Annotated in this window: 22 protein-coding genes; 9 read left to right on the forward strand and 13 right to left on the reverse strand. The window is 62.1% G+C overall.

The window, feature by feature from the left end; all coding sequences use genetic code 11:
- Positions 1 to 210 precede the first annotated feature (210 nt).
- The 8 genes from QMX88_RS17285 (at position 211) to QMX88_RS17315 (ending at position 9,605) form a co-directional block, all read left to right on the forward strand.
- Entirely contained in the window at positions 211 to 2,643 is a 2,433-nt protein-coding gene (locus tag QMX88_RS17285; RefSeq protein ID WP_282371450.1) for a type VI secretion system Vgr family protein, read from the forward strand.
- Complete coding sequence (locus tag QMX88_RS17290) at positions 2,640 to 3,467, forward strand: DUF4123 domain-containing protein (RefSeq protein ID WP_282371452.1); 828 nt, start codon at positions 2,640 to 2,642, stop codon at positions 3,465 to 3,467. The genes QMX88_RS17285 and QMX88_RS17290 overlap by 4 nt, the downstream gene beginning before the upstream one ends.
- A 137-nt stretch (positions 3,468 to 3,604) precedes the next feature.
- Positions 3,605 to 3,982: a DUF3304 domain-containing protein gene (locus QMX88_RS29750; protein ID WP_442969469.1), complete on the forward strand. Its 378-nt coding sequence runs from the start codon at positions 3,605 to 3,607 to the stop codon at positions 3,980 to 3,982.
- A 75-nt stretch (positions 3,983 to 4,057) separates the two neighbouring features.
- Entirely contained in the window at positions 4,058 to 4,558 is a 501-nt protein-coding gene (locus QMX88_RS17295; protein ID WP_282371454.1) for a DUF3304 domain-containing protein, read from the forward strand.
- On the forward strand, positions 4,545 to 6,446 hold the full coding sequence (locus QMX88_RS17300) for a T6SS phospholipase effector Tle1-like catalytic domain-containing protein (protein ID WP_282371456.1): 1,902 nt from the start codon (positions 4,545 to 4,547) through the stop codon (positions 6,444 to 6,446). The genes QMX88_RS17295 and QMX88_RS17300 overlap by 14 nt, the downstream gene beginning before the upstream one ends.
- Entirely contained in the window at positions 6,443 to 6,934 is a 492-nt protein-coding gene (locus tag QMX88_RS17305; protein WP_282371458.1) for an META domain-containing protein, read from the forward strand. The genes QMX88_RS17300 and QMX88_RS17305 overlap by 4 nt, the downstream gene beginning before the upstream one ends.
- Positions 6,934 to 8,544, forward strand: coding sequence for a type VI lipase adapter Tla3 domain-containing protein (locus QMX88_RS17310; RefSeq protein ID WP_282371460.1), 1,611 nt, complete (start codon positions 6,934 to 6,936; stop codon positions 8,542 to 8,544). The genes QMX88_RS17305 and QMX88_RS17310 overlap by 1 nt, the downstream gene beginning before the upstream one ends.
- A 137-nt stretch (positions 8,545 to 8,681) precedes the next feature.
- Complete coding sequence (locus QMX88_RS17315) at positions 8,682 to 9,605, forward strand: LysR family transcriptional regulator (RefSeq protein WP_192172408.1); 924 nt, start codon at positions 8,682 to 8,684, stop codon at positions 9,603 to 9,605.
- A gap of 145 nt (positions 9,606 to 9,750) precedes the next feature.
- Here QMX88_RS17315 and pstB read toward each other — a convergent pair whose 3' ends face one another.
- The 8 genes from pstB to QMX88_RS17355 all read right to left on the reverse strand — a co-directional run bounded on the left by pstB (position 9,751) and on the right by QMX88_RS17355 (position 17,913).
- Positions 9,751 to 10,530, reverse strand: a complete 780-nt coding sequence (gene pstB / locus QMX88_RS17320) for a phosphate ABC transporter ATP-binding protein PstB (protein WP_122623165.1) — start codon at positions 10,528 to 10,530, stop codon at positions 9,751 to 9,753.
- Positions 10,530 to 11,408, reverse strand: coding sequence for a phosphate ABC transporter permease PstA (gene pstA / locus QMX88_RS17325; RefSeq protein WP_192172407.1), 879 nt, complete (start codon positions 11,406 to 11,408; stop codon positions 10,530 to 10,532). Before pstA ends, pstB begins: the two co-directional genes overlap by 1 nt.
- Positions 11,405 to 12,400 (reverse strand): phosphate ABC transporter permease subunit PstC, encoded by a 996-nt coding sequence (gene pstC, locus QMX88_RS17330; RefSeq protein ID WP_192172406.1) that lies wholly within the window; start codon positions 12,398 to 12,400, stop codon positions 11,405 to 11,407. The genes pstA and pstC overlap by 4 nt, the downstream gene beginning before the upstream one ends.
- A 70-nt stretch (positions 12,401 to 12,470) precedes the next feature.
- A complete protein-coding gene (gene pstS, locus QMX88_RS17335) occupies positions 12,471 to 13,490 on the reverse strand; it encodes a phosphate ABC transporter substrate-binding protein PstS (RefSeq protein ID WP_282371469.1) in 1,020 nt (339 codons plus the stop codon).
- Between the two features lie 389 nt (positions 13,491 to 13,879).
- Entirely contained in the window at positions 13,880 to 14,770 is an 891-nt protein-coding gene (gene bla / locus QMX88_RS17340; RefSeq protein ID WP_282371471.1) for a class A beta-lactamase, read from the reverse strand.
- 200 nt (positions 14,771 to 14,970) lie between these two features.
- On the reverse strand, positions 14,971 to 15,174 hold the full coding sequence (locus tag QMX88_RS17345) for a hypothetical protein (RefSeq protein WP_192172403.1): 204 nt from the start codon (positions 15,172 to 15,174) through the stop codon (positions 14,971 to 14,973).
- Between the two features lie 29 nt (positions 15,175 to 15,203).
- Positions 15,204 to 17,261 carry a 2Fe-2S iron-sulfur cluster-binding protein gene (locus QMX88_RS17350; RefSeq protein WP_282371473.1) on the reverse strand — a complete coding sequence of 686 codons (2,058 nt, stop codon included), beginning with the start codon at positions 17,259 to 17,261 and terminating at the stop codon, positions 15,204 to 15,206.
- A 28-nt stretch (positions 17,262 to 17,289) separates the two neighbouring features.
- The gene (locus QMX88_RS17355) at positions 17,290 to 17,913 is read right to left on the reverse strand and encodes a glutathione S-transferase family protein (protein WP_282371475.1); all 624 of its coding nucleotides are present in this window, start codon (positions 17,911 to 17,913) and stop codon (positions 17,290 to 17,292) included.
- A 302-nt stretch (positions 17,914 to 18,215) separates the two neighbouring features.
- Here QMX88_RS17355 and QMX88_RS17360 point away from each other — a divergent pair, with 302 nt between their 5' ends.
- A complete protein-coding gene (locus QMX88_RS17360) occupies positions 18,216 to 19,508 on the forward strand; it encodes an MFS transporter (RefSeq protein ID WP_282371477.1) in 1,293 nt (430 codons plus the stop codon).
- Between the two features lie 5 nt (positions 19,509 to 19,513).
- Here the strand turns inward: QMX88_RS17360 and QMX88_RS17365 are convergent, their stop codons facing one another.
- From QMX88_RS17365 to cydP, 5 genes are read right to left on the reverse strand one after another with little or no spacing between them, the layout of a single operon-like run.
- Positions 19,514 to 19,816 (reverse strand): cyd operon YbgE family protein, encoded by a 303-nt coding sequence (locus tag QMX88_RS17365; RefSeq protein ID WP_282371479.1) that lies wholly within the window; start codon positions 19,814 to 19,816, stop codon positions 19,514 to 19,516.
- The gene (gene cydX / locus QMX88_RS17370; RefSeq protein ID WP_065988546.1) at positions 19,806 to 19,922 is read right to left on the reverse strand and encodes a cytochrome bd-I oxidase subunit CydX; all 117 of its coding nucleotides are present in this window, start codon (positions 19,920 to 19,922) and stop codon (positions 19,806 to 19,808) included. Before cydX ends, QMX88_RS17365 begins: the two co-directional genes overlap by 11 nt.
- A gap of 25 nt (positions 19,923 to 19,947) precedes the next feature.
- Positions 19,948 to 21,090: a cytochrome d ubiquinol oxidase subunit II gene (cydB, locus tag QMX88_RS17375; protein WP_282371487.1), complete on the reverse strand. Its 1,143-nt coding sequence runs from the start codon at positions 21,088 to 21,090 to the stop codon at positions 19,948 to 19,950.
- 10 nt (positions 21,091 to 21,100) lie between these two features.
- The gene (locus QMX88_RS17380; RefSeq protein WP_282371489.1) at positions 21,101 to 22,693 is read right to left on the reverse strand and encodes a cytochrome ubiquinol oxidase subunit I; all 1,593 of its coding nucleotides are present in this window, start codon (positions 22,691 to 22,693) and stop codon (positions 21,101 to 21,103) included.
- The gene (gene cydP / locus QMX88_RS17385; protein WP_282371491.1) at positions 22,690 to 22,887 is read right to left on the reverse strand and encodes a cytochrome oxidase putative small subunit CydP; all 198 of its coding nucleotides are present in this window, start codon (positions 22,885 to 22,887) and stop codon (positions 22,690 to 22,692) included. The genes QMX88_RS17380 and cydP overlap by 4 nt, the downstream gene beginning before the upstream one ends.
- Positions 22,888 to 23,202 lie beyond the last annotated feature (315 nt).

Raw genomic sequence — 23,202 nt, forward strand, 5'->3', positions numbered from 1 at the left:
TTTAATAAAGAGCGGTTTGTAAGGCATGTCCCCGTAACAAACCCGATCCCCCCTACGCCACGCCCAGAATCGGCCTACATCCCCGCACCGATCGGGATGCTTGACTGCCGCCCGACACCTTTCACCCCGCAACGCCCTGAATGGACGCAATGAACCCGATATCGCCCGGCCACCGACCCATCGATCGGATGCCCGGGCGCAGGAGACCGCATGCTCAAGGAACTGCCCGATATCTTTTCACCGCAGAACCGCCGCCTGATCACCTTCAAAACCGTGCTTCACGGCGCGCAGGAATTGCTCCTCGATTCGTTCACGGGCCGAGAAGCGCTGTCGGAGCTGTTTACCTACGAGCTGGAACTGCTCGCCCAGGATGCCCACATTGAGCTGAAGTCGCTGATCGGCACGCCCGCGCAGGTGAAGATCGAGCTCGCGGACGGCGGTGTGCGCTTCATCGACGGCTGTATCAGCCGCTCCAGCATGATCAGCAGTGACGGCGGGCTGTGCCGCTACTCGGCGACGTTGGGCCCGTGGCTATGGCTGCTGAGTCAGCGTCAGGACTCGCGGATCTTTCAGGAGAAGACCGTCGAGGACATTCTCCGCGCTGTGTTCGCCGCTTACGGCTCGGTGGCACGCTTCGAACTTCGCCTGTTCGATGAGCTGCAGCCGCACAGCTATATCACCCAGTATTTCGAAAGCGATCTCGATTTCGTCCTGCGCTTGCTTGAGCACGAAGGGCTGCTGTTCCACTTCGAGCACGACGCCGATGGCCACAGGCTGGTAGTCACCGACCGCTCATGGGAACTGGCCGAATTGCCGGAGCAGCCGCGCATCCGCTACCACCGCGCGTCCGTCACCGAACCCGAAGACGCCATCACCCAGTGGAGCGCCCATCGGCAGCTGCAATCCACCCGTATCAGCCTGCAGACCAACGATTACAAACAGCCCGCCAATGCAATGCCGGTGAGCATGGTCAGCCTCAATCGGCAGGGTGATGTCCCGCCCCTGGAGATCTACGGCCGCACGCAACCCTATTCCCATCGTGATTACGTGGCGGGCGAAACGCTGCTGCGCCGGCGCATCGAAGCCCATGAGGGCAAGGGTAAAGGCTTCACCGGCGCCAGCAACTGCCGCAGTTTGCGCGCGGGCTTCACCTTCGAGCTTACTCAGCATTTCGATCATGACCTGGGCGCTCGGGAGGACCGCTGCTTCCTGTTGCTCAGCGTCGAACACCAGGGCCGCAACAATTACCTGTCAACCCGACCCGCCGAGTACAGCAACACCTTCAGCTGCATTCGCCGCACGATCCCCTTTCGCCCGATGCTGACGGTGCCGCGACCCGTGATTTCCGGGCCTTTGACCGCCGTGGTGGTCGGGCCAAAGAGCGATGAAGTGTTCACCGACGAACTGGGGCGGGTTCGCGTGCGCTTCCATTGGCAGCGGCATGCCGAAACCCGGGACAAGGCCCCGCGCGAGGATGCCGAAGACACGGCCTGGCTGCGCGTCGCGATGCCCAGCGCCGGCACGGGTTTCGGCCATCAGTTCGTGCCGCGCATCGGTCAGGAAGTGCTGGTGCAACACGTTGCCGGTGACGTAGACCGGCCCGTCGTCACCGGTGTGATGTACAACGGCAGCCACGCCCAACCCTATTTCAGCGGCGAAGCCGGCCTGCCCGGTAACAAGGCGCTGTCGGGCATCAAGAGTCGTGAGCACAGCGGCCGGGGTTATAACGAACTGCTGTTCGACGACACCTGCGGCGAACTGCGCACGCGGCTGGCCAGCACTCATCAGGCTACGGCGCTGAACCTGGGCAAACTGACCACCCCGCGTGTGCGGGGCAGCGCCAGACCCCGTGGCGACGGCGCGGAATTGCGCACCGACGCCGCCATCGCCCTGCGCGCCGCCCAAGGCATGTTGCTGACGACCTACGCGCGCTCCCAAGCCAACGGCGCACAACTGGATCGGCGCGAGCTGCTCGGCTTGCTGACGGAATGCGGGGAACTGTTCAAGGCGCTCGGGCAAACGGCAGGCGCTCAGGGCAGCCAGCCCATGGACGAACAAGGCTTTGAAAGCCTGCAGCAATCGCTGCGACAGTGGCCGGAACCGGGGAGCGCCCAGTCCGGCGATCCTGTATTGGCGATTGCCGCTGTCGCCGGGACGGTCAGCGCAACCCCCGCCTCCCACCTGCAGGTCGCCGGGGAAAACCACGACACCCTCGCCCGCCGCCATGTGCAGGTCACCAGTGGCCAGGCGACGCGCCTCAATGCCGGGCAAGGCATCGCGCTGTTTGCCGAGGATCAGGGCATCAGCGCCATCGCCAATCGCGGCGCGGTGCGGGTTCAGGCGCAAAACGCCGACATCGCACTGACCGCGCAGCAAAACCTGCAGATCTGCGCGCAGCAGGGCGAAGTGGTGATCAGCGCCCCCAGCCTGCGGTTTGTCGCCGACGACGGCAGCTACATCAAGATCGGCGGCGGCATCGAGATGGGCACCCAGGCCAAGGTGTTAACCCATGCCAGCGCCTATCACTGGACGGGCCCGAAAACCGATCGGGTCTCGGTGACGATGCCCCCACCCGGCGATCCGATCTGCCTGAAGTGCCTGCTCAAGGCCGCACTGAACGGCGCCGCCGAGGTGACCCTGTGAACGCGCTGCCGAAATCCTATACCGCTCTGGTCGAGGCCAAAGCGCTGAGCAGCGTGATCTTGCTCGACGGGGCCATGCAGCAACGGCTCGGCGAACGACTGGCGCGGGACCCTGACGGCGCGGTGTCGCTGTTCGCCGACTATTCCAGGGCGGCCCAAGCCCTCGGGCCCTGGTTGATGACCCCGGAGCGTGCCGCAACGCTGGGCATCGATGGCTGCGCGCGCGGGGTCAACTGGCTGGCGAGCGCCCTGCCGATGGACGCGGTGCGCGAGCATTTGCTGCACTGGATGCGCGTCCCGGACCCGACCGCCAGAACCTGGCAACGGCTGGCGGATGGCCGAGCGCTGACCGCATTGATGAGCGTGTGGGGCCACAGCCAGCGCACCGCGTTTTGTCAGCCGTGGCAGGCCTGGTGTTACGCCGACCGCAACGGCATGGGTCGGCTGCTCGCCCTGCCGGACAAGATGGAAATGTTGACGCCAGTGTCGACGGCGCTGGATGACGCGCAGCAGCAACGCTTGCGCCTGGCGACAGCGGCGGACCGGCTGATCCATGAGCTCAAGACCACGGTTGCTCTGCACGCCTCGATCATGGGCTGTCGCGAAACCCGCCATGCCACGGTGCAGGCTGTGCTGACCCAAGCGGCCGCTGCGGGTTATGCGGTTGAAAACGACCTTGGCCAGTTTGTGGTGTGGGCGTTGCGCACCGGCGCTACAGCGGCGCAGCGATGTGCGGGGTTGACCGCGGTGGAGTTGCGATTGACCGGCAATGCACTGGCCGAGGCGCTTGGGCAGGACATGGGGCCAGAGAAGGTGACGCTGTGAAGCGCGTGCCGTTGGGGGTGTTTGGGGGTGTGACGGTGGTGCTGATCGGGGTGGCTCGGTGGGGTTTAATGCCGCCTTCGGAGCCTGTGTCGACGACGCGGTATTTCGGCAGCAGCGTGACGCCGATGGATCACGACATGAGCGATACGTTTGTGCGTCCGGTATTTGTTAATGGGTCGGGAGTTGGTGCGGCAGGAAGAGGCGGCGGCACTTCTTTAGGGGCGCTTAGTCTGCCGGCGCCATGGCATCCGGGTTTGACGGTTCGGGTTAAGTGGAGGCGGTGTGATCGATTTGATCGGAATAACCCGGTGCCCGATTCGGAGGCATGTCGTTGGACCGAGAAGGATGTGCTAGTTCATCCCTATTCCTCAACAGCAGGTGCTTGGTTGCACATATTAGAAAACGATGAAGCTCTTATAATTCCGACGATGCTAGGCCCTAGGCATCAGAACTACCCTGGCCCTAACTATCCCAAGAAAAACTTCCGCAAGAGAAAGGAATCCCCGAATGAATAATTTAGGAAGGCTTACCTCAGCTATCTCAACGCTGAGTACGAGGAGGTGTTGTATCTGGAGTAATAGATATTAGCCATGAAACAAATCAATCTCGGCATATTTTGGGGAGCAACTGCGACATTGATTGCAGTTATTAACTATACAAAGTACCCGCAACCTGAGCCTGTTGTTAAGAAACTATATTTCGGGAGCAGTGTGATTCCCATGGACCATGACATGAGCGATACGTTTGTTCGGCCAGTATTTCTGAACGGTCGTGGTGTCGGTGCGGCTGGAACCGGTGGGAGCACGGTAGCAGGCGCTCTTAGTCTACCAGCTCCGTGGCACCCGGGACTGAGTGTGCAAGTGAAGTGGAGGCGCTGCCAACCCTACGGGAAAAACTGTCAGTGGAAAGAAAGAGACATTTTAGTTCATCCATACGATCACGCTGGTGGCAGTCACCTGCATATTATGGAGAACGATGATGTATTGATTATCCCCAGTATGTTAACGCCTCGACATCCTGATTACCCCGGCCCGAGTTATCCAAAAAAGAATTTTCACAAACGAAAGGAATCACAAAATGAGCAACCTTAGCTGGCGGCCCTCCGATGCGCCGAACTCACATTTCATCTTGCCGAAACTCTTTGCTCCTACAGAGCAATTTCCCTGTCGTTTAAAAATGAGTTTTTCGGTTTATTTTGATGGGACGCGCAACAGTAAAGACGAGGATAAACCACATAATTCTCATAGCAACATAGCAAGGCTGCACGATCTAGCTGTGAACAATGAACTGGAGTGCGTATATCGACTTTATATTCAGGGCGTTGGAACACGCTTTTCTGAGATAGGTGAATCCGAGCCGCATCCGGATGGCGCTAGAGAAGGAGCAATGGGCGACCACCGTATTCGCTACGCGATGCTGTTTATAGCCAACCGTGTTGCCGACACCGCATACGGACGCTTTTTAGTCGACGAAAATCCCCAGTCCATCACCCACGCCGTCAAAAACGACAACCTGATCCCCCGATGGCGCGACCAGATCACAGCGATGCTGATCCCCCGCGTCGGCGGCCCGAAGATAGACGAGATCACGCTCGACCTGTTCGGGTTCTCACGGGGCGCTACCGCCGCGCGCTCTTTCCTCAATCAACTGCTTAAACACTTCGGGAACAACGACAGCACCTTTTGCGGCATCCCGCTGCGCGTGCGTTTCATGGGGCTGTTCGACACCGTGGCCTCGGTGGGTCTTGCCGACGCCTACCCGCTGCCAGTTGACGGCCATCAGTATTGGGGCGATCAGTCGCTGCTGACCATCCCGCCTTGTGTCGAGCAATGCGTGCACATCGTGGCCGCCCATGAAAACCGGGCCTCCTTCCCGGTGGACCTGATTCGCGCCGGTGATACCTACACGCCCAATTGCCTGGAGATCGTTTATCCCGGCATGCATGCCGATGTCGGCGGAGGCTACGGTCTCAGAGATCAGGGCAAAGGCACTCAAAACGCCGACGGCAGTGTGCGCCAAACTACCGCTGACAAGCTGTCGCAAATTCCGCTCAACGACATGTACCGCCGAGCCTGTAAAGCCGGCGTGCCGATGCTGAGACTGGAGGAGATTACGCGTGAGCAGTTGGTCAACGACCTCGCCATCTCCCCCGAACTCCAGGACAGCTTCGACACCTACATGTCGCAACTCACCGCCCTGCAAGCCGGTGCGCCCGTGACCACCCATTTCCTCGCCCACCGCAAGCTGTACCTGGGCTGGCGCAAGCAGGTCCTCGCCGACGAGCACTTCAGTCAGCTCTCATTCGTGCGCGCCAGTGGCGATCAGGAGCGGGTGGACATGATCGAGGCCAATCGGCAGTTGCATCAGCGTATCCAGGCGTTCAGCGACGACACCCAGCGGCAAAAATACCTCGAAAAGCTGCAGTACAGCCTGGCGTCGCCCCTGGAAAAAGGCTTTCACCTGGAATGGCGTCACGCCCCTGCCCTGCACCCCGAGGTCGGCCTGTTTCTTGAGCAGTACGTGCATGACTCCCGCGCGCATTTCGTGCTCACCGATCCGCAAACCGACGATGAACGCCGGGTGTTGCACGAGTCCCTGGAACGTCAGGACCACGAGTACCAGCAGGCGCTGACTGCGTGGCGCGCCCAGCAAAAAGCCGATGAGCGCGCCGTACTGAAGGGCAAATCCGTGGTCCCGACCGTGCCCCCACGCGACCCCTTGAGTGGACCGGGCCGCGAGATGTTGCGCCTGCACCGCGCCGGCCACCCGGCCATCTTCAGCGATGCCAACCCCGGCACGAGCTTGGACGGCGTGAACGACAGCCGTGACCTTCTCAACCGCTATTCCGGCCGCCGCGAAGACTGGAGTTACCTGCGCCTGCGACAGGTGTTCGCCGGCGCACGGGTGCACTACGCGCCTTACGCCCTACCGGCTCCAAAACCAAGGCGATCCATCGTTGACCTCAGGAGAAGCGCATGAACCCTAAAGGACTGTTCTACGGCCTGCCCTTCGTGCTTGCTGCATTGATGGGCGGCATGGCGGGCTGCGAAAGGCAGCCGGAACCGGCGCCGGATAAATCCAGACCCTTGCAAACCACGGTCTGGAAACTCACCCAACTGGACCTGGGCGGAACGCCCTATGCACTCACCGATATCCCACAGGAGAGCCATGTGGGGTTCGTGATCTTCAAGGCCGAGGACCAGACGCTGATCGGTTTCGCCGGCTGCCAGCAAGTCGACGGCCGCTACCGTGTCGAGGGCGAGCGGCTGTTTGTGGAGGACATCACCCTCACCGGCTCACGCTGTCACAACCCGCGCTTCGATCACGTCGGTGACCGCTTTGCCCAGGCGTTGCGCGGCGTGACCACATATCGACTGGCCAGTGACGACGCCCGTCTGGAGCTGATGACCGATGGCAGCGTCACCGCCGTGCTGCTGTTCCGCCAGCCAGAGAAGGACATGTGGTGATGGATGCTCAAGACACTCTAGATGGACGCCCGGCGATCAAGACCCGGCGCGTGATCAACCAGCCTGAGTTCCTATGGCCTCGAGGCTATCTTCGTGTGCTGGCGTTGCTGATCGGCCTGTGGCTCGCTTTTCTCTTTGCAGTGGCACGCAGTGTGGCTGCCAACGGATTGCCCGTAGCGGACATGCAACATTTAGTCTGGAACGGCTGTGTCGGGATCGCCTTCGCGCTTGCCTTCCTCTTCTTGGCCCATAGCTTGATCAAGTTCATGCTGTGCGAGCGTCGCTGCGAAGCAGAATTCGACGCCCAGCGCCGATGGCTTTACGAGGAAGCGCGACTGACCTGGGCCCTTGAGATTCAAGGTACCGGCTTGGGCATGCATGGCATTACGCTGAAGCAGATCTGGGCCTCGCTAAGCAATGGCGAGCAGACAGTCTCCTTCGCGCCCACTTCGTCGCGCCATGACTACACCATCCGAGACTGGCTCTTCCCGCTTCGTCGCGCTGCATTCCGTGGGTCCGCCGCCCATACGGTAACGTTCTGGCCGATCCCGACGTTCGTGGTCGGCTCACTGCGCCTGGCCGACGAACAGGTCAGCGCCGCATGGATGATCAACGAAGGCCGCAACGCCGCCGTTCTCGGGCAGAGCCAGTTCGTGGCGCAGTTCGCCGAGCGGGGTGACAAAACCCAGGCCATGATCGAGCACCTGTTTGCGTTCATGGAGGAGCATCGCAGGCTGCCGCAGGCCCTGCTGGTCAGCGACGAGGAAGGCGGCTCGGCCGAAACCGACAATTCCCCCACCGCCAACACCGCCGCGCTGTTGCTGAGCAACCGCGTGTCAGGATTGGAGCGGAGCACCGTGGCTACACCCACCGGCGAGGCATTCATGCGTACCGCGCCGGGCAGGCTGTGGACGTTTTTCTGGCAGACCGACAAGGCCTATGCGGCGGAGTATCAGCAGCGTCGAACGGCTGCGGGCGAGCCGGCCGCGATCATCCCGAGGACGATGCCGACCGACTATTGGCACGCGCACCTGCGCGATTTCTTGAAAACCTATGAAGACGACGGCCGTTATTTTGAATCCAGTCTGTGGCTGCCGGTGCGCTGGGCACGGTTCCAGCTAGAGGCGTACAAGGCCGCTCCGGTGCTGAGTTATCTGCATCGGCCGATCAAGGTGGCTACGCGCGCAGCCGCGGGCGCTGCGGCCACGGCGCAAAACCTCCGGATGTTGGAGGACGGCTGGATTCATGCGCTGAATTCGTTGCCCGTGGACGAGCGCCCGGTGAGGATCTTCTACGACAGCCGCCAGCACCCCGGATTAAGGACAATGCTCATGCAAGTGCTGGCCGAGTTGGGCCGGACGGGTCAGGGCCTTGATGCTCGGCATTCCGCCGACCTGTATGACCTTGGGCTGCAGATCGGCGATACCGGCGTCGGCAGCACGTTGCTGCTGCTGAATGTCGCCACCGTCGCCAGTTATGAGAGCGGCGGCATCAGCGCGGTCATGTACGCGGGCGAGGATCAAAGCATCACCGTGCAGATGGTGCGCCCGCCCGATGCCGAGCGTAAAAAGCAAAACCAGCGCAACGCCGACGCGGCCGGGGATGGTTGAAAAGGCGGCGCACTCAGTTGGCGTGACTGGCTTCAGCCAAGAAGGCTGGACGCCGAACGACCGTGCTCCATAAACTGCGTCCATCTGTCGCAGACCTCTACAGAAGGGTGACGAATGTCGGGTAACGGGGACGATGTATGAATCGCAATGAGCTGCGCAAGGCCGACATCAACCTGATGGTGGTGTTCGAGACCTTGATGCAAGAGCGTAACGTGACCCGCGCCGCCGAGAAGCTGTTCCTCGGCCAACCCACCATCAGTGCCGCCCTCAACCGCCTGCGTGCGCTGTTCAACGATCCGCTGTTCATTCGCGTCGGTCACCGCATGGAACCCACCGCGCGGGCCAACGAGATCATCAGTCACCTGTCGCCGGCGCTGGACGCGATGTCCGTCGCCCTGAGCCTCACGCGGGAATTCGACCCGGCCAGCAGTGACATGACCTTCCGCATCGGCCTCTCCGACGACGTCGAATACAGCCTGCTGCCGCCGATGCTGCGCGCCATCCGTGAAGAAGCGCCGGGCATCGTGCTGGTGATCAAGCAGGTCAATTTCTGGAATGTCTCGGAATTGCTCATGTCCGGCGACATCACCGTTGGCGTTTGCCTGACCCGTGAGCTGCCGGCCAACGCCAAGCGGAAACTGCTGCGCAGCGTGCAGCCGATGGTGGTGCGGGCCGATTCGTCGCCTGAGCCGATCACCCTGGATGAATACTGCACCCGGCCCCACGTCGTGGTTTCCCACGTGGCGAACATTTCGAGCTTTGCGGATGAGTGGCTCGCCGCGATCGGGCGCAAGCGCACCGCCGTGCTGTCGGTGCCGCAATACAGCACGTTGCCGGCGTTGATGGAGGGGACGGATCTGCTGTGCAATTTGCCGGATCACCTGACCCGGGCCATGGCCCGAACCGGTCTGCGCGGCGAACCGCTGCCGTTCGTGACGCCGAATCTGGAGCTGTCGATGGTCTGGCTCAGCGTCATGGACACCGACCCCGCCGAACGCTGGCTGCGCAAGCGGCTGGAGGCGTTCATGGGGGATGCCGGCGCTTCGAGCGCCGCGCCGTAATGCTCGACGCTTTCCCATAGTAGGACCGGCTTCAGCCGGGAAGAGGCCGGTTTGGACGCTATCAAATTTGCGGTGTAGCCCCTGATGCGTTCCCGGCTAAAGCCAGTCCCACTAAGACCTCCTGCAGCGCCAGCGATATTTCCACTCAGCCGAAACGACCGGTGATGTAATCCTCGGTCTGGGTCTTGGACGGCTTGGTGAAGATGGTGTCGGTGTCGCCGTGTTCGATCAGTTCGCCCATGAACATGAACGCGGTGTAGTCCGAGCAGCGCGCGGCCTGTTGCATGTTGTGGGTAACGATGATCACGGTGAACTGCTCTTTGAGCTCTGTGATCAGTTGCTCGATGCGACCGGTGGAGATCGGGTCGAGGGCTGAAGTCGGCTCATCCAGCAGCAGCACTTGCGGGCGCAACGCGATGGTGCGGGCGATGCACAGACGCTGTTGCTGACCACCGGACAGGCTCTGGGCGCTCTGCTTGAGCTTGTCTTTGACTTCATCCCACAACGCCGCGCCGCGCAGGGCCTGCTCGACGCGTTCTTCCATCTCGCGACGGGAGAGTTTTTCGTGGTGACGCACCGCGTAGGCGATGTTGTCGTAGATCGACATCGGGAACGGCACCGGCTTCTGGAACACCATGCCGACGTTGCTGCGCAGGCGGTTCATCGAGTAACCCGGGGCGAGTATATTCTCCCCGTTGAGCATCACTTCGCCTTTGGCTTCCTGTTTCGGGTACATCGAGTAAATGCGGTTGAACACGCGCAGCAGCGTGGACTTGCCGCAGCCAGACGGGCCGATGATCGCGGTGATGCGCTTCTCGGGGATGATCATGTCGACCGACTTCAGCGAACGCTGAGCGCCGTAGTAGAAATCGAGACCGCGTACCTGGATTTTGGTTTTTTCGTCGGCGAGGGAAAGGTTGTTCATCAGGACGCCCTATTGCGCAAAAGGAGAAGACGGGAACTGAGGCTCAGTACCAGTACAAACATGGTCATAATCAAAGCGCCGGCCCAGGCCAGGGAATGCCAGTCATCGAACGGGCTCATCGCGTACTGGAAAATCACCACAGGCACGCTTGCGATCGGTTTGAGCAGGTCACTGCTCCAGAACTGGTTACCAAAGGCGGTGAACAGCAGCGGCGCGGTTTCGCCGGTGATGCGCGCCAGCGCCAGCAGGATGCCGGTCACGACGCCGGCCTTGGCCGCACGCAGGACGATCTGCAGCGTCAGCTTCCACTGAGGCACACCCAGCGCCAGCGCGGCTTCGCGCATGGTCGAGGGTTGCAGCTGGAGCATTTCGTCGGTAGTCCGCACCACCACCGGGATCACCAGCAGCGCCAGGGCCAAGGCGCCGGCGATGGCCGAGAAACCGACCTGATGGTTGGTCACGGCGCTGAGGGGCAGGATCACCGCGGTGTACACGAACAGACCGAGCACGATCGACGGCGCCGACAGCAGAATGTCGTTGATAAAGCGCACCGCATTGCCCAGCTTGGTGTTGCGTGCAAACTCTGCCAGCCAGATACCGGCCATCAAACCGATCGGCGTGCCGATCAGCAGGCCGATGCCGGACATCAGGATGCTGCCGTAAAAGGCGTTGGCCAGACCGCCCGATGAGCCCGGTGGCGGGGTCATTTCAGTGAACAGACGCAGGTTCAGCGCTTCGAACCCGTTGACGATCGTGGTCAGCAGAATCCACACCAGCCACAACAGGCCGAAGGCCGTCGCGGCGCAGCTCAGGACCATCGCGATCCTGTTCTTGATCGCGCGGGCGCGGTACAGGTTTTCGTTATCGGCCTTACTCATAGACCCTCCTTGCGCGACAGACGAGAGAGCATCAGACGGGCAATCGCCAGCACGATGAAGGTAACCACGAACAGCAGGAAGCCCAGGGCGATCAGCGCAGAACGGTGCAGGTCGGTGTAGGCCTCGCTGAACTCGTTGGCAATCACAGAAGCAATCGAGCTGCTCGGCATCATCAGCGATGCGGAGAACTGGTGGGCGTTGCCCAACACGAAGGTCACCGCCATGGTTTCGCCGAGCGCACGGCCCAGGCCCAGGAACACCCCGCCGACCACCGCAGAGCGGGTGTAAGGCAGGACGATGTCCCAGACCACTTCCCAGGTCGTGCCCCCCAGTGCGTAAGCCGACTCTTTCAACGCGATGGGCACGCTGCGGAACACTTCGGTCATGACCGAGGTGATGAACGGGATAATCATGATCGCCAGCACGATGCCGGCGGTGAGCATGCCGATGCCCAGTGGCGGGCCCTGGAACACCGGGCCGATCAGCGGCAGCGCGCCGAGGTTGTCGTTGATCCACGGGGCCATGTATTGCGCCATGAACGGGCCGAACACGAACAGGCCCCACATGCCGTAGATGATCGAAGGAATGCCCGCGAGCAGTTCCACCGCCGAAGCGATGGGCATGCGCAACCAGGGCGGTGCGACTTCAGTCAGAAAAACCGCGATGCCGAAGCTCACCGGAACGGCGATCAGCAGCGCGAGAAAGGAGGTGACCAGCGTGCCGTAGATCGGCACCAGCGCGCCGAACTTGCCGTTGACCACATCCCATTCGGTACTGGTAAGAAATTCGAAGCCAAAGGTCTTGAACGCCAGGGCACCGCCCCAGAGTGTCGAGCCGGCGATACTCGCCAGCAACAGCAGCACCAACAGAGCCGCTCCCAGCATCGTGCGCCGAAACCAGGCGTCGTGTCGGTGATCGCGGGCCGCGCGTTTTTCGCTCTCGGATAGTGCATCCGGAATCACAGCGGACATGTATTGGGTGTTCTCATTCATGGTAGGTCCACTCGCAAGGAAACCCTGCCACCGAGCGCTCGGTGACAGGGGTTAGCCGGATTACGTCGAGTTACTTGGTGAACTCGGTTTTCCAGTAGTCTTCGATCTTGCTGACCAGCGATGCAGGCAGAGGTACGTATTCCAGTTTTTCAGCGGCGCTCTGGCCTTTTTCCAGGGACCATTTGAAGAAGTCGAATGCCGCCTTGCTCTTCTCGGCGTTCTTCGGCTGCTTGTACATGATGATCCAGGTGGTCGCGGTGATCGGCCATGCCGTCTTGCCCGGCGCGTTGGTCATGATCAGGTTGAAGTCTTTGGCGTTGGCCCAATCAGCCGTATCAGCCGCTGCGGCGAAAGCTTTGGCGTCAGGCTTGATGAACTCGCCAGCAGAGTTCTGCAGTTGAGTGAAAGCGATGTCGCTCTTGGTGGCGTAGGAGTATTCAACGTAACCGATCGAGCCCTTGATCTGTTTTACGTAAGCCGCCACACCTTCGTTACCCTTGCCGCCCACGCCCACAGGCCATTGAACAGCGGATCCAGTGCCTGGACCGGATTTCCATGCGTCGCTGACTTTGGTCAGGTAGCTGGTGAAGTTGAAGGAAGTGCCCGAGCCGTCCGAACGGTGAACGACAGTGATGTTGGTATCAGGCAGTTTCACGCCATCGTTCAGTTTGACGATTGCAGGGTCGTTCCACTTGGTGATTTTGCCCTGGAAGATGTCAGCCAGAACCTGGCCGCTCAATTTCACGTCGTTGGCTTTGACGCCTTCGAGGTTGACGACTGGAACGATACCGCCGATGACGCTTGGGAATTGACCCAGGCCGCCGGCCTTGAGGTCTTCAGCGGACATCGGGGCGTCGGACGCGCCGAAGTCTACGGTGGCAGCCTTGATCTGGGCGATACCGCCGCCCGAACCGATCGACTGATAGTTCACGCGATTGTCAGCAGTTTTGCTGTAGTCCTGCGACCACTGGGAGATAACCGGGAATACGAAACTCGAACCAGCGCCGGTCACATCAACGGCGTGTGCCATACCCGACAGGCACATCGAAGCCATCAGAAGCGACAGGCGTTTTTTAGTCAGCAGAATCACGGCAATACCTCAACAAGAGAATTTTGTGTGTGTGGTCACAGTTGAAGACCCGAGGCAGATTTAAAACTGGAAACATTTCTGTTTGATGACAGTCTTGAGACCACGCGCCAAACCGGAGGCGTCTGTCAGCCATTTCCTACAGCGTGTAAAGCTGAAGTGCCCGGTTTTGTTGGCTAAGGCTGAGGTTGTCTAGCTGAAGGGAATTTAATATCAATGCGCCACATATCGGCATCAAGGCATCAGATTTGTGGCAATTGAGCGGCGTCTGGGGCGGCACAGGGCTGTGTGAGACGTTGGCGGAGTTCTCCGGCCGTACGGCGCAACCGATCCATCGAGGGCAATGTGTATCGAGATTTTACGACTCGCCTCGATACACCTCGACGCTCGCCCTACACCCCAGCGGCAAGTCGCCCGATATCGGCCATCAGTGCGTTGATCTGATCACCGCTGGCTTTCGATCCGGTGTAATACGCCGTCACCAGAACAGGCGGCCGTTCGCCGGGCCAGATCACCGCAACGTCGTTGCTGGCGTTGTTGGCACCTGAACCGGTCTTGTCGCCCACACGCCAACGGGCAGGGACGCCGGCGCGCAGCTTTTTGTCGCCGGTCTGATTGTTCACCAGCCAGGCCGTCAATTGATCGCGCGAGGCCAGTGTCAGTTTTTCACCCAGCACCAGCGTCTTCAGGGTCTGCAGCATGGCGACGGGCGTGGTGGTGTCGCGCGGGTCACCCGGCCGGTTTTCATTCAGCTCGGGCTCGCGCCGGTCGAGGTGCGTTTGCGTGTCACCGATCGAGCGCAGCCAGGCCGTCAGACCTTCGGGACCGCCCATGCTGTCGAGCAGCAGGTTGGCGGCGGTGTTATCGCTCAGTGTCATCGCCGCCTCGCACAGCGAACCGACGCTCAGCCCCTGCCCGCCCACGTGCAGCTCGGTGGTCGGTGAATACGGCACCAGTTGCTCGGCGGAATAGACGATGCGCCGCGACAGGTCCTCCTGCTTTCGATCAACCCGCGCCAGCACATGGGCGGCGGCCAGGCATTTGAAGGTGCTGCACAGGGCAAAGCGTTCATCGCCACGATGGCTGATCAGGCGCTGGCTCGCCGTGTCCAGAATGGCAACCCCCAGCCGGCCGCCGTAACGACGTTCAAGGTCGGCCAGTTGCTGCTGGATGACTCGATCAGAAGAAGGCTCCGAGCGCCGCTCGAAAGCGAATGAAGGAAGACTCAACAACGTGGGCACAGCCAGCAACGACGCGCCGATGAGGGTTCTGCGGGTGATCAAGATGAACGTCCTTGTGAAGGGCAACGAGCGCCGCACGGATCATGGCACTCACCCCAATGGGACGAGCCGCCGGTGAGCCGCTGCGAACGGTGGGCAAACCGGCGCACATCATCCGGCCAGACGCCGGGACATTTCAACCATAAGCCGCTACACACGCACAATCATCGGCCCGCGCCCTCATCGCCCTTCCCGCGTTGCCTTCAGTGCGATCGTTTGAAGGCCGGGATCGACCGCACCCACATGAACAGCCGCAGGGTCGCCGGCGTGTCGACGGGCTCGTGGCTCGCCGCAAGCTCGCCGGCCAGAGACGCCAGTGACTGCGGCAACAACCAGGAGATCTCCTGCTCGGTGGCCTGATAAGGCATCGGGGTTTCCTCTTTCTCGAACGCTGGCCATGGGTTCATCGCCGTCTCTCCCGCACACGCATGGATGGTTACAGATCGAGCACCAACGGCCCTGAAGCCGGGACTGCGCAGCAGATCAGCACGTGGTCCGGCGCCGGCCTTTCGGCGGGCGGGACCGGGTAATGCACCTGGCCACTGATGAGCCGGGTCTTGCAGGTGCCACAGGATCCGCCGCGACAGCTGAATTCCGGGCTCAGTCCTCGGCTCTCGGCCAGTTCCAGCAGACTGCCAGCGGCGGGTTGCCAACGCGCTTCCTTGGCGGAGCGTTCGAACACCACCGGCACTGCTTCGGTGGCGGCGGGCGGTTGCTCGAAGGCAACCCCCTGTGAATCACCGCTGCGCTTGAGGCTGGACGGGCCGAAGGTCTCGGCATGAATGCGCTCATCGCGAATGTGCATGCCGCGCAGGCCGTCGTAGATCTCTTGGGTAAATGCCGCCGGCCCACACACATAGAAATCAAAATCGTTGAACGGCAGCAGCGCCTTGAGCAGATCGAGGTCAATGCGGCCGGTCAGGTGGAAGTCTTCACCCACCCGCGCCGACGTTTCCGGCTGGCTCAGCACGCGGATCGCTGTCAGCTGGTCGCCAGCCTTTGCAATGAGTGTGTCCACTTCTTCGCGAAACGCCAGGTCGGCCAGACGACGGGCACTCTGGATGAACCAGGTCGCCCGCCCTCCCCGCACCCGTTTGCCTTCGTAGATGACTTCTCGCAGCATCGACAGCATGGGCGTGACGCCGATGCCCGCCCCCAGCAGCACCAGCGGCCGACGCTCCTGCGCATCCACCACAAAACTGCCCTGGGGTGACCGCGCCTGGAGCAGATCGCCAACGCTGACGTGGTCATGCAGGTACGCCGAGGCCAAGCCGTCGCGCTTGACGCTGATGCGGAAGAATCCATCGGACGGCGCGCTGGACAGGCTGTAGGTACGAATCAGCGGCGGCGTGCGGCCGTCCAGGGAGAGGCGCAGCGGCAGGTGTTGACCGGCCTTGAACGCGGGTAACCCGGCGCCGTCGGCAGGCTCGAAATAGAACGAACGAATACCGTCGCTTTCGTCCTCGATCCGCGTCACCCGCAGGGGTCGCCATTGATCGCGCAAGGCGTCGGCCTGCAAGCGGGCGGCGGTCTGCTGCCAGTCGCCGGTCATCAGGCTGTTCGGCGACCAGCCCTGGAATTCCCAGCGCGAGCGCAACGCCGCCGGACGACGCACCACCTGTTCCACCCGCACCTGCCAGAGCCGCTCGGCGCCCTGGAACGCCGCGATTTCCGGCCCGTCGAGGATCAGCCTTACAGTGCCTGCCACCTGCAACAGCTCGCCGGTCTGGAAATCAACGAACAGCAGACCGGCCCTTGGATTGACCTGGAAATTGCCGAGCGTATTGAAAAACAGGTTGCCGGCGAAATCCGGGATGGTCAGCACATCGCCCTCTACGCGCACGAACCCGGCCTGGCCGCCACGGTGGGACACGTCCACCGAACGATGGGGCTGGGCGCCTTCAAGGTCGACATAGCTGGCGACGAAGAAGGTGTCGGCGCCACGAATGGTGGCGATGGCGGCATCATCCAGCGCGGCCAATCGCTGCACCGGGGAACGCTCCGCCTCAGCTTTGAGCGGCACCTGCTTGAGTGCCCGCAGCTGAATGTACTGCGGGCAATTGCCATACGAGTGCTCGACGCTCACGGAAAAACCGTTTTCCCACACATCGCTGATGTGGCCATTGATGCGGTTGCGACGGCGGGTGTGCAGGTCGATGCCGAGCATGCCCACCGCCGCGCCCGGTGCAAACTCGGCGCCGGCCGGGTCTTCGGCGTCGGGTCGTCGGGCGATGTGCAGCTGCCTGGCGTCGGGTGACTGGATAAACCCCGACTGGGCGTCCAGCAGGGTCGCCCACGGCCAGCCCTCAGCGTCCACGGCGCCAAGGATCAGGTACGGCAGGGGCTCGTAAAACTCACGGTGCTGATCGGGCATGTAGTCACGAATGACGCGCTTGCCCAAGGTTTCCATCCGCTCTGCAACGCCGACTTTGGCCTGCAGAGCGCGCTCGCCGGAATGCCATGGCGATGGTATTTCAGTGCGAATCTCGTTCATGGCGCGAACTCCCTGGACTCCCGGATGATTAGTTGACCAGCCCTGCCGCCGTGCGTGGCATGGGCGTGAAGCCCGGCAGGTTCTCGATGCGCGCCAGCCATGCCTGCACGTTGACGTATTCGTCGAGCGAGACGTTGCCTTCCGGCGCGTGGGCGATGTAGCTGTAGGCGGCGACGTCGGCAATGGTGGCGTGATCGGTGGCGAGAAATTCGCGGCCGTTCAGGTGCTGATCGATGGCACGGAGCGCGTCGTGGGCCCGCTGGATCGTGTCTTTCGGATCGAAGCCCGCGCCGAACACCGTGATCAGCCGCGCCCGCGCCGGGCCCAGATAAATCGCGCCGGAGGCGGCAGACAACCAGCGCTGCACCTGCGCCGCGCCCTCGGGATCATTCGGCAGCCAGCGCCCTGACGGGTCGTACTTCTTCGCCAGGTACACCAGGATCGCCGTTGAATCGGCGACGATGACGCCGTTGTCGTCAATCACCGGCACCTGGCCGAAGGCGTTGATGGCGAGGAATTCCGGCTTTTTCTGCTCGCCTTTGGCCAGATCAACAAACTGGATCTCCGGATCAAGGCCCAGCAGCGACAGCATCAGCTCGGCGCGGTGGGAGTGGCCGGACAACGGGAAGTGATAGAGCGTGATGGCGGTCATGGGGTGGGCTCCTGGGCAAGTGAATCGACTCAGCGTGGGGCGGCGGTGCCGCAATGGTGGGCCGCGCTGGTGGAATGAATAGTGGGCCTGACCGCTGGATTGGAGAATGACCAGAAAAAGCAATCCACTGTTTCACGAGGTGAAATGCCGGGCGTCGAATCCCGCTGTTTGAGCCGCTCACACGGCTCGCGCCTGCCCTATCTGCAACATTCAGAAATAGCCCCTTGACGGAGGCCCGATGGCTGAGCGTTCATATTGAAGTACAGCCATCATTCAACTGCTCTGCTCTCTGGTGAATTTCCATGGTTTCGTCCGTTCTGGCGGCTTCGCTGTCGCGCCGTCGCATTCACTACAGCTGGGTGATCCTGGCGGTCACCTTCCTTACCATGCTGGTCATGGCCGGCGCCGTAGGCGCGCCGGGTGTGTTCATCCGGCCGCTGCAAGCGGAGTTCGGCTGGGACACCGCCGAGATTTCTTCGGCGCTGGCGATTCGCTTTGCCCTGTTCGGTCTGGTCGGCCCGTTTGCCGCCGCGTTCATGAATCACTTCGGCGTGCGCAAGGTGGTGCTGACCGCGCTGACGCTGGTCGCCAGCGGCATGGTCTTGTCGCTGTTCATGACGCAGTTCTGGCAGTTGGTGCTGCTATGGGGCGTGGTGGTTGGCTTCGGCACAGGGCTGACGGCGATGGTACTCGGCGCCACCGTCGCGACGCGCTGGTTCTCAAAACATCGCGGGCTGGCAATGGGCTTGCTGTCGGCGAGTTCTGCCACGGGCCAACTGGTGTTCATGCCGCTGCTGGCGAACATGACCGAGCATTTCGGCTGGCGCACGGCGCTGGCATGCATTTGCACGGCCATCGTCATTGCCGGCGTCGCGGTGCTGGCATTGATGCGCAACCGCCCTGCCGATCTGCAATTGCCGCTCTACGGCGAGCAGGACATTCAGCCCGTAGCCGCGAGCACCCAGACCTTCGTTCAGCTGTTGATCACCCCGCTGCGAGTGCTGCGCGACGTGTCGAAAACCTGGACGTTCTGGGTGCTGTTCATGACGTTCTTTATCTGCGGCGCCAGCACCAACGGCCTGATCCAGACCCACTTCATCAGTCTGTGCGGCGATTACGGCCTGGCCGCGACCACGGCGGCCGGAATGCTCGCGGTGATGGGGATTTTCGACTTCTTCGGCACCATCGGTTCCGGCTGGCTGTCGGACCGTTTCGACAATCGCTGGCTGCTGTTCTGGTACTACGGCTTTCGCGGCGTGTCGCTGGTGCTGCTGCCGTTTCTGGATTTCACCGTGTTCGGGCTGTCGGTGTTTGCCTTGTTGTACGGACTGGACTGGATCGCCACAGTGCCGCCGACGGTCAAGCTGACCGCCCAGCGATTTGGCGCCGAGCGCGCCAATATCGTGTTTGGCTGGGTGTTCGCCGGCCATCAGCTGGGCGCCGCGTTTGCCGCCTTCGGCGCCGGCTGGACACGCACGCATTTCGCCACCTACCTGCCGGCGTTTTTCATTTCCGGCCTGCTGTGCGCCATTGCGGCGTTGATCGCGCTGTCCATCGTGCCGCCCGTGAAGTCGACCAGGGCTGCTACTGCGTAAACGGCTTAAAGCCACTGCCGCGCGGTCAGCCACATCCCATAGCCGACGGCCATCAGCGCCCAGGCCAGCAGCGGGTGAAACACCACCCGCCAGGCCATCGCCCGCGGCTCGAAACCGACGCCGTGGACGAATCCCCCGGCCACGCCCCACATGATCAGCATCAGCAGGCTGTGGGAGTAATGGCCGTTGGCATCGAGCATCGACGCCGGGTGAATCAGCAGCACCAGGCTCAGCGGCACGGCCATCAGCAGGGACAGCGCCCGGCCGATGGCGTGTCTGAAGGGCGCGTTGAGCGCTTCAGCGGTCACGGCCGCTCTCCAGCGCCGCGGCGTCGGACGACTCCAGCCACAGCGCATTGATGATGCCGAAGCTGCAAGCCAGCAACACGCCGAGAATCCAGGCGAAATACCACATGATTGTCTCTCCTCTAAAACGTGGCTCAGTACAGGCCGTGGGCGTTGTGGTCGATGTGCGCGGTGGTGACCTTGCCCCACATCTTGGCGTAGCACCACAGCGTGTAGCAGAGGATCAACGGCACGAAAATCGACGCCGCGATCAGCATGATCATCAGGGTTTTATGGCTGGAAACGGCGTCCCACACGGTCAGGCTCGACGCCGGGTCCAGGCTCGAGGGCATGACGAATGGGAACAACGCAAAACCGGCGGTGCACAGCGCGCCGACGATCGCCAGGCTGCTGCCGAGGAACGCCGTTCTGCCCTGCCCCGCACTGGCGCCGAGCAAGGCCAGCAAGCCACCGAAAATTCCGAGCAATGGCGCGATGACCGTCAGCGGGTGCTGCTGATAATTCGCCATCCAGCCGTGGTTGCTGGCTGTCACGGTTTTCGCCAGCGGGTTCAGCGCCGCCCCGGCCTCGAACGCCGAGGTGATCGCCAGGCCCTGAATGCCGCCGAGCAACAGCCACACGCCGGCGCCGATGAACGACAGCAGAAACAGCAGCGACAGCCACTGCGCTGCCCGGCGTGAGCGTCGGGCAATGACGCCTTCGGTGCGCATCATCAGCCAGCTGCCGCCGTGCAGGCCGAGCATGCTCAGGCTGACCACGCCAGCGAGCAGGCCGAACGGGCTCAGCAGTTGCCAGAAGTTGCCCTGATAGCTGGAGCGCAGGGTGTCGTCGAACTGAAACGGCACGCCCAGCAACAGGTTGCCGAACGCCACGCCGAAGACCAGGGACGGCACCACGCCACCGACAAACAGGCCCCAGTCCCAGCTCTGCCGCCAACGGGTGTTTTCCAGTTTGCTGCGGTAGTCGAAGCCCACCGGGCGCACGAACAACGCGAACAGCACCAGCAACAGCGCCCAGTACAAACCCGAGAACGCCGCCGCATACACCAGTGGCCACGCCGCGAACAACGCGCCACCGGCGGTGATCAGCCAGACCTGATTGCCGTCCCAGTGGGGCGCGATGGTGTTGATGACCACGCGCCGCTCGGTGTCGCTACGCCCGACGTAGGGCATCAGCATCGCCGCGCCCAAGTCGAAGCCATCGGTGAGGGCGAAGCCGATCAGCAATACGCCGACCAGCACCCACCAGATCATTTTCAGTGTCTCGTAATCGAACATCGGGGATTCCTCAGGCCAGGGCCGGGTGTTTGGCGTGGGCAGCGTTGCCGGGCGCGCCTTGCTCGAAGTGGTAGCGACCGGTGTGCAGGCTGCTCGGGCCGAGTCGGGCGAACTTGATCATCAGGTACATCTCGATGATCAGCAGGACGGTGTAGAAGCCCACCAGCGCCACAATCGAACCGAGGACATCCCCCGCCGACAGGGTCGAGGCCGACAGGTGCACGGGCAGCACTTCGCCGATGGACCAGGGCTGACGGCCGTGCTCGGCGACCCACCAGCCGGTCTGGGTGGCAATCCACGGCAGCGGCAGGCTGAACACCGCCCATTTGAGCAGCCAGCGCTTGCGGGTTTCGTTCTTGCGCGCCGAGGCCCAGAAGGCACAGGCAAACAACAGCAGCATGAGCATCCCGCTCAGCACCATCACGCGGAAGGTCCAGAAGATCGACGCCACCTGGGGGATCGAATCCAGCGCAGCCTGTTTGATCTGCTGCTCGTTGGCGTCGACCACCTTGTCGGTGTACTTCTTCAGCAGCAGGCCATAGCCGAGGTCCTTCTTCACTGCATTAAAGGCGTCGAGGGTCTGCTCGCTCTTGTCGCCCCCGCGCAGCTGGCCGAGCAGGTCGTAGGCGGTCATGCCGTTGCGGATGCGACCTTCGTGTTCGCGGACCAGGTCCTTGATCCCGGTGACCTGTTTATCCACCGAGCGGGTGGCGATGAGGCCCATCACGTAGGGAATCTTGACCGCATAATCGGTGCGCTGCTCGGCCTGATTGGGCAGGCCGAACAAGGTGAAGGCCGCCGGGGCCGGTTCGGTCTCCCATTCGGCTTCGATGGCGGCCAGCTTGGTTTTCTGCACGTCGCCGATCTCGTAGCCGGATTCGTCACCCAGCACGATCACCGACAGGATCGAGGCCATGCCGAATGCCGAGGCGATGGCGAACGAACGCCGGGCGAAGGCGATGTCGCGGCCCTTGAGCAAATACCAGCTGGAAATCGCCAGGACGAAGATCGCCCCGGTGACATAGCCGGACGCCACGGTGTGGACGAACTTGACCTGGGCGACGGGGTTGAACAGCAGGTCGCTGAAGCTGGTGAGTTCCATGCGCATGGTGGTGAAGTTGAACTCGGCGCCGACCGGGTTCTGCATCCAGCCGTTGGCGATGAGGATCCACAGCGCTGACAGGTTGGAGCCGATCGCCACCAGCCAGGTGACGGTAAGGTGCTGGACGCGGGTCAGGCGGTCCCAGCCGAAGAAGAACAGGCCGATGAAGGTTGATTCGAGGAAGAACGCCATCATCCCTTCGATGGCAAGCGGCGCGCCGAAGATGTCGCCGACGTAGTGGCTGTAGTAGGCCCAGTTGGTGCCGAACTGGAATTCCATGGTCAGGCCGGTGGTGACGCCGAGGGCGAAGTTGATGCCGAACAGCTTGCCCCAGAACTTTGTCATGTCTTTGTAGACTTGCTTGCCGGTCATGACGTAGACCGATTCCATGATGGCGAGCAGGAAGGTCATGCCGAGGGTCAGGGGGACGAAGAGGAAGTGGTACAGCGCGGTCATCGCGAACTGCAGCCGGGAGAGGTCGACGACTGATTCCGATATCATTTTGGGTTTTTCTCAGAGGGTGCGGGTGGGGTGCTCAGTAGGTGCAGGCCGGCTTGCACGCCGTCGTCCTTGACTTCGACCGGGGCGTCGAACCAGACGCTGCGGATGCCCATGAGCAGGACGAGTTTGATCAGGAGGATCAGGCTGATGTCTCTGGCCAGGGGGTGTTTGAGGAAGTCGAAAGGACCGGGCATGTTGAGGACTCGTCGGGGTGCGAGGTATTTTTCCTACAGACGTTTCCTGCGGGATTGATCCAGGTCAATGAGGCGCGTTTGATCCGATGTGGCAGAACGCCACAGCTCTGCCTAACGGCAGAGGGTTTCGCCTTCGGCGAGTTACTTGGAAAAGCACCCCAAGTAACCAAGGGTGCTTGCTCTCGGTTGGGCCCTTCCTTCGTCAGGGTTCCCTCTCTCCGACGACGCTCCGTGGGCCCGCGCCGAACGGACATCCATGTCCTAGCGGCGCTCTCGCGGCATCCATGCCGCTCGGCCCACTCCGCGTCGTCTGCG

Source organism: Pseudomonas sp. PS02290 (assembly GCF_029960075.1).
In the GTDB taxonomy this organism is placed as follows: Bacteria; Pseudomonadota; Gammaproteobacteria; order Pseudomonadales; family Pseudomonadaceae; genus Aquipseudomonas.

Excerpts from the sequence above, each read along its gene's own strand:
- pstB (WP_122623165.1), bottom strand. The coding sequence starts at position 10,530 with ATGAACAACCTTTCCCTCGCCGACGAAAAAACCAAAATCCAGGTACGC.
- QMX88_RS17350 (WP_282371473.1), bottom strand. The coding sequence starts at position 17,261 with ATGAACGAGATTCGCACTGAAATACCATCGCCATGGCATTCCGGCGAG.
- cydP (WP_282371491.1), bottom strand. The coding sequence starts at position 22,887 with ATGCCCGGTCCTTTCGACTTCCTCAAACACCCCCTGGCCAGAGACATC.
- QMX88_RS17355 (WP_282371475.1), bottom strand. The coding sequence starts at position 17,913 with ATGACCGCCATCACGCTCTATCACTTCCCGTTGTCCGGCCACTCCCAC.
- QMX88_RS17310 (WP_282371460.1), top strand. The coding sequence starts at position 6,934 with ATGGATGCTCAAGACACTCTAGATGGACGCCCGGCGATCAAGACCCGG.
- QMX88_RS17345 (WP_192172403.1), bottom strand. The coding sequence starts at position 15,174 with ATGAACCCATGGCCAGCGTTCGAGAAAGAGGAAACCCCGATGCCTTAT.
- pstA (WP_192172407.1), bottom strand. The coding sequence starts at position 11,408 with ATGAGTAAGGCCGATAACGAAAACCTGTACCGCGCCCGCGCGATCAAG.
- QMX88_RS17295 (WP_282371454.1), top strand. The coding sequence starts at position 4,058 with ATGAAACAAATCAATCTCGGCATATTTTGGGGAGCAACTGCGACATTG.
- QMX88_RS17360 (WP_282371477.1), top strand. The coding sequence starts at position 18,216 with ATGGTTTCGTCCGTTCTGGCGGCTTCGCTGTCGCGCCGTCGCATTCAC.
- QMX88_RS17380 (WP_282371489.1), bottom strand. The coding sequence starts at position 22,693 with ATGATATCGGAATCAGTCGTCGACCTCTCCCGGCTGCAGTTCGCGATG.
- QMX88_RS17305 (WP_282371458.1), top strand. The coding sequence starts at position 6,443 with ATGAACCCTAAAGGACTGTTCTACGGCCTGCCCTTCGTGCTTGCTGCA.
- pstC (WP_192172406.1), bottom strand. The coding sequence starts at position 12,400 with ATGAATGAGAACACCCAATACATGTCCGCTGTGATTCCGGATGCACTA.
- QMX88_RS17285 (WP_282371450.1), top strand. The coding sequence starts at position 211 with ATGCTCAAGGAACTGCCCGATATCTTTTCACCGCAGAACCGCCGCCTG.
- QMX88_RS17315 (WP_192172408.1), top strand. The coding sequence starts at position 8,682 with ATGAATCGCAATGAGCTGCGCAAGGCCGACATCAACCTGATGGTGGTG.
- cydB (WP_282371487.1), bottom strand. The coding sequence starts at position 21,090 with ATGTTCGATTACGAGACACTGAAAATGATCTGGTGGGTGCTGGTCGGC.
- QMX88_RS29750 (WP_442969469.1), top strand. The coding sequence starts at position 3,605 with ATGAGCGATACGTTTGTGCGTCCGGTATTTGTTAATGGGTCGGGAGTT.
- QMX88_RS17300 (WP_282371456.1), top strand. The coding sequence starts at position 4,545 with ATGAGCAACCTTAGCTGGCGGCCCTCCGATGCGCCGAACTCACATTTC.
- cydX (WP_065988546.1), bottom strand. The coding sequence starts at position 19,922 with ATGTGGTATTTCGCCTGGATTCTCGGCGTGTTGCTGGCTTGCAGCTTC.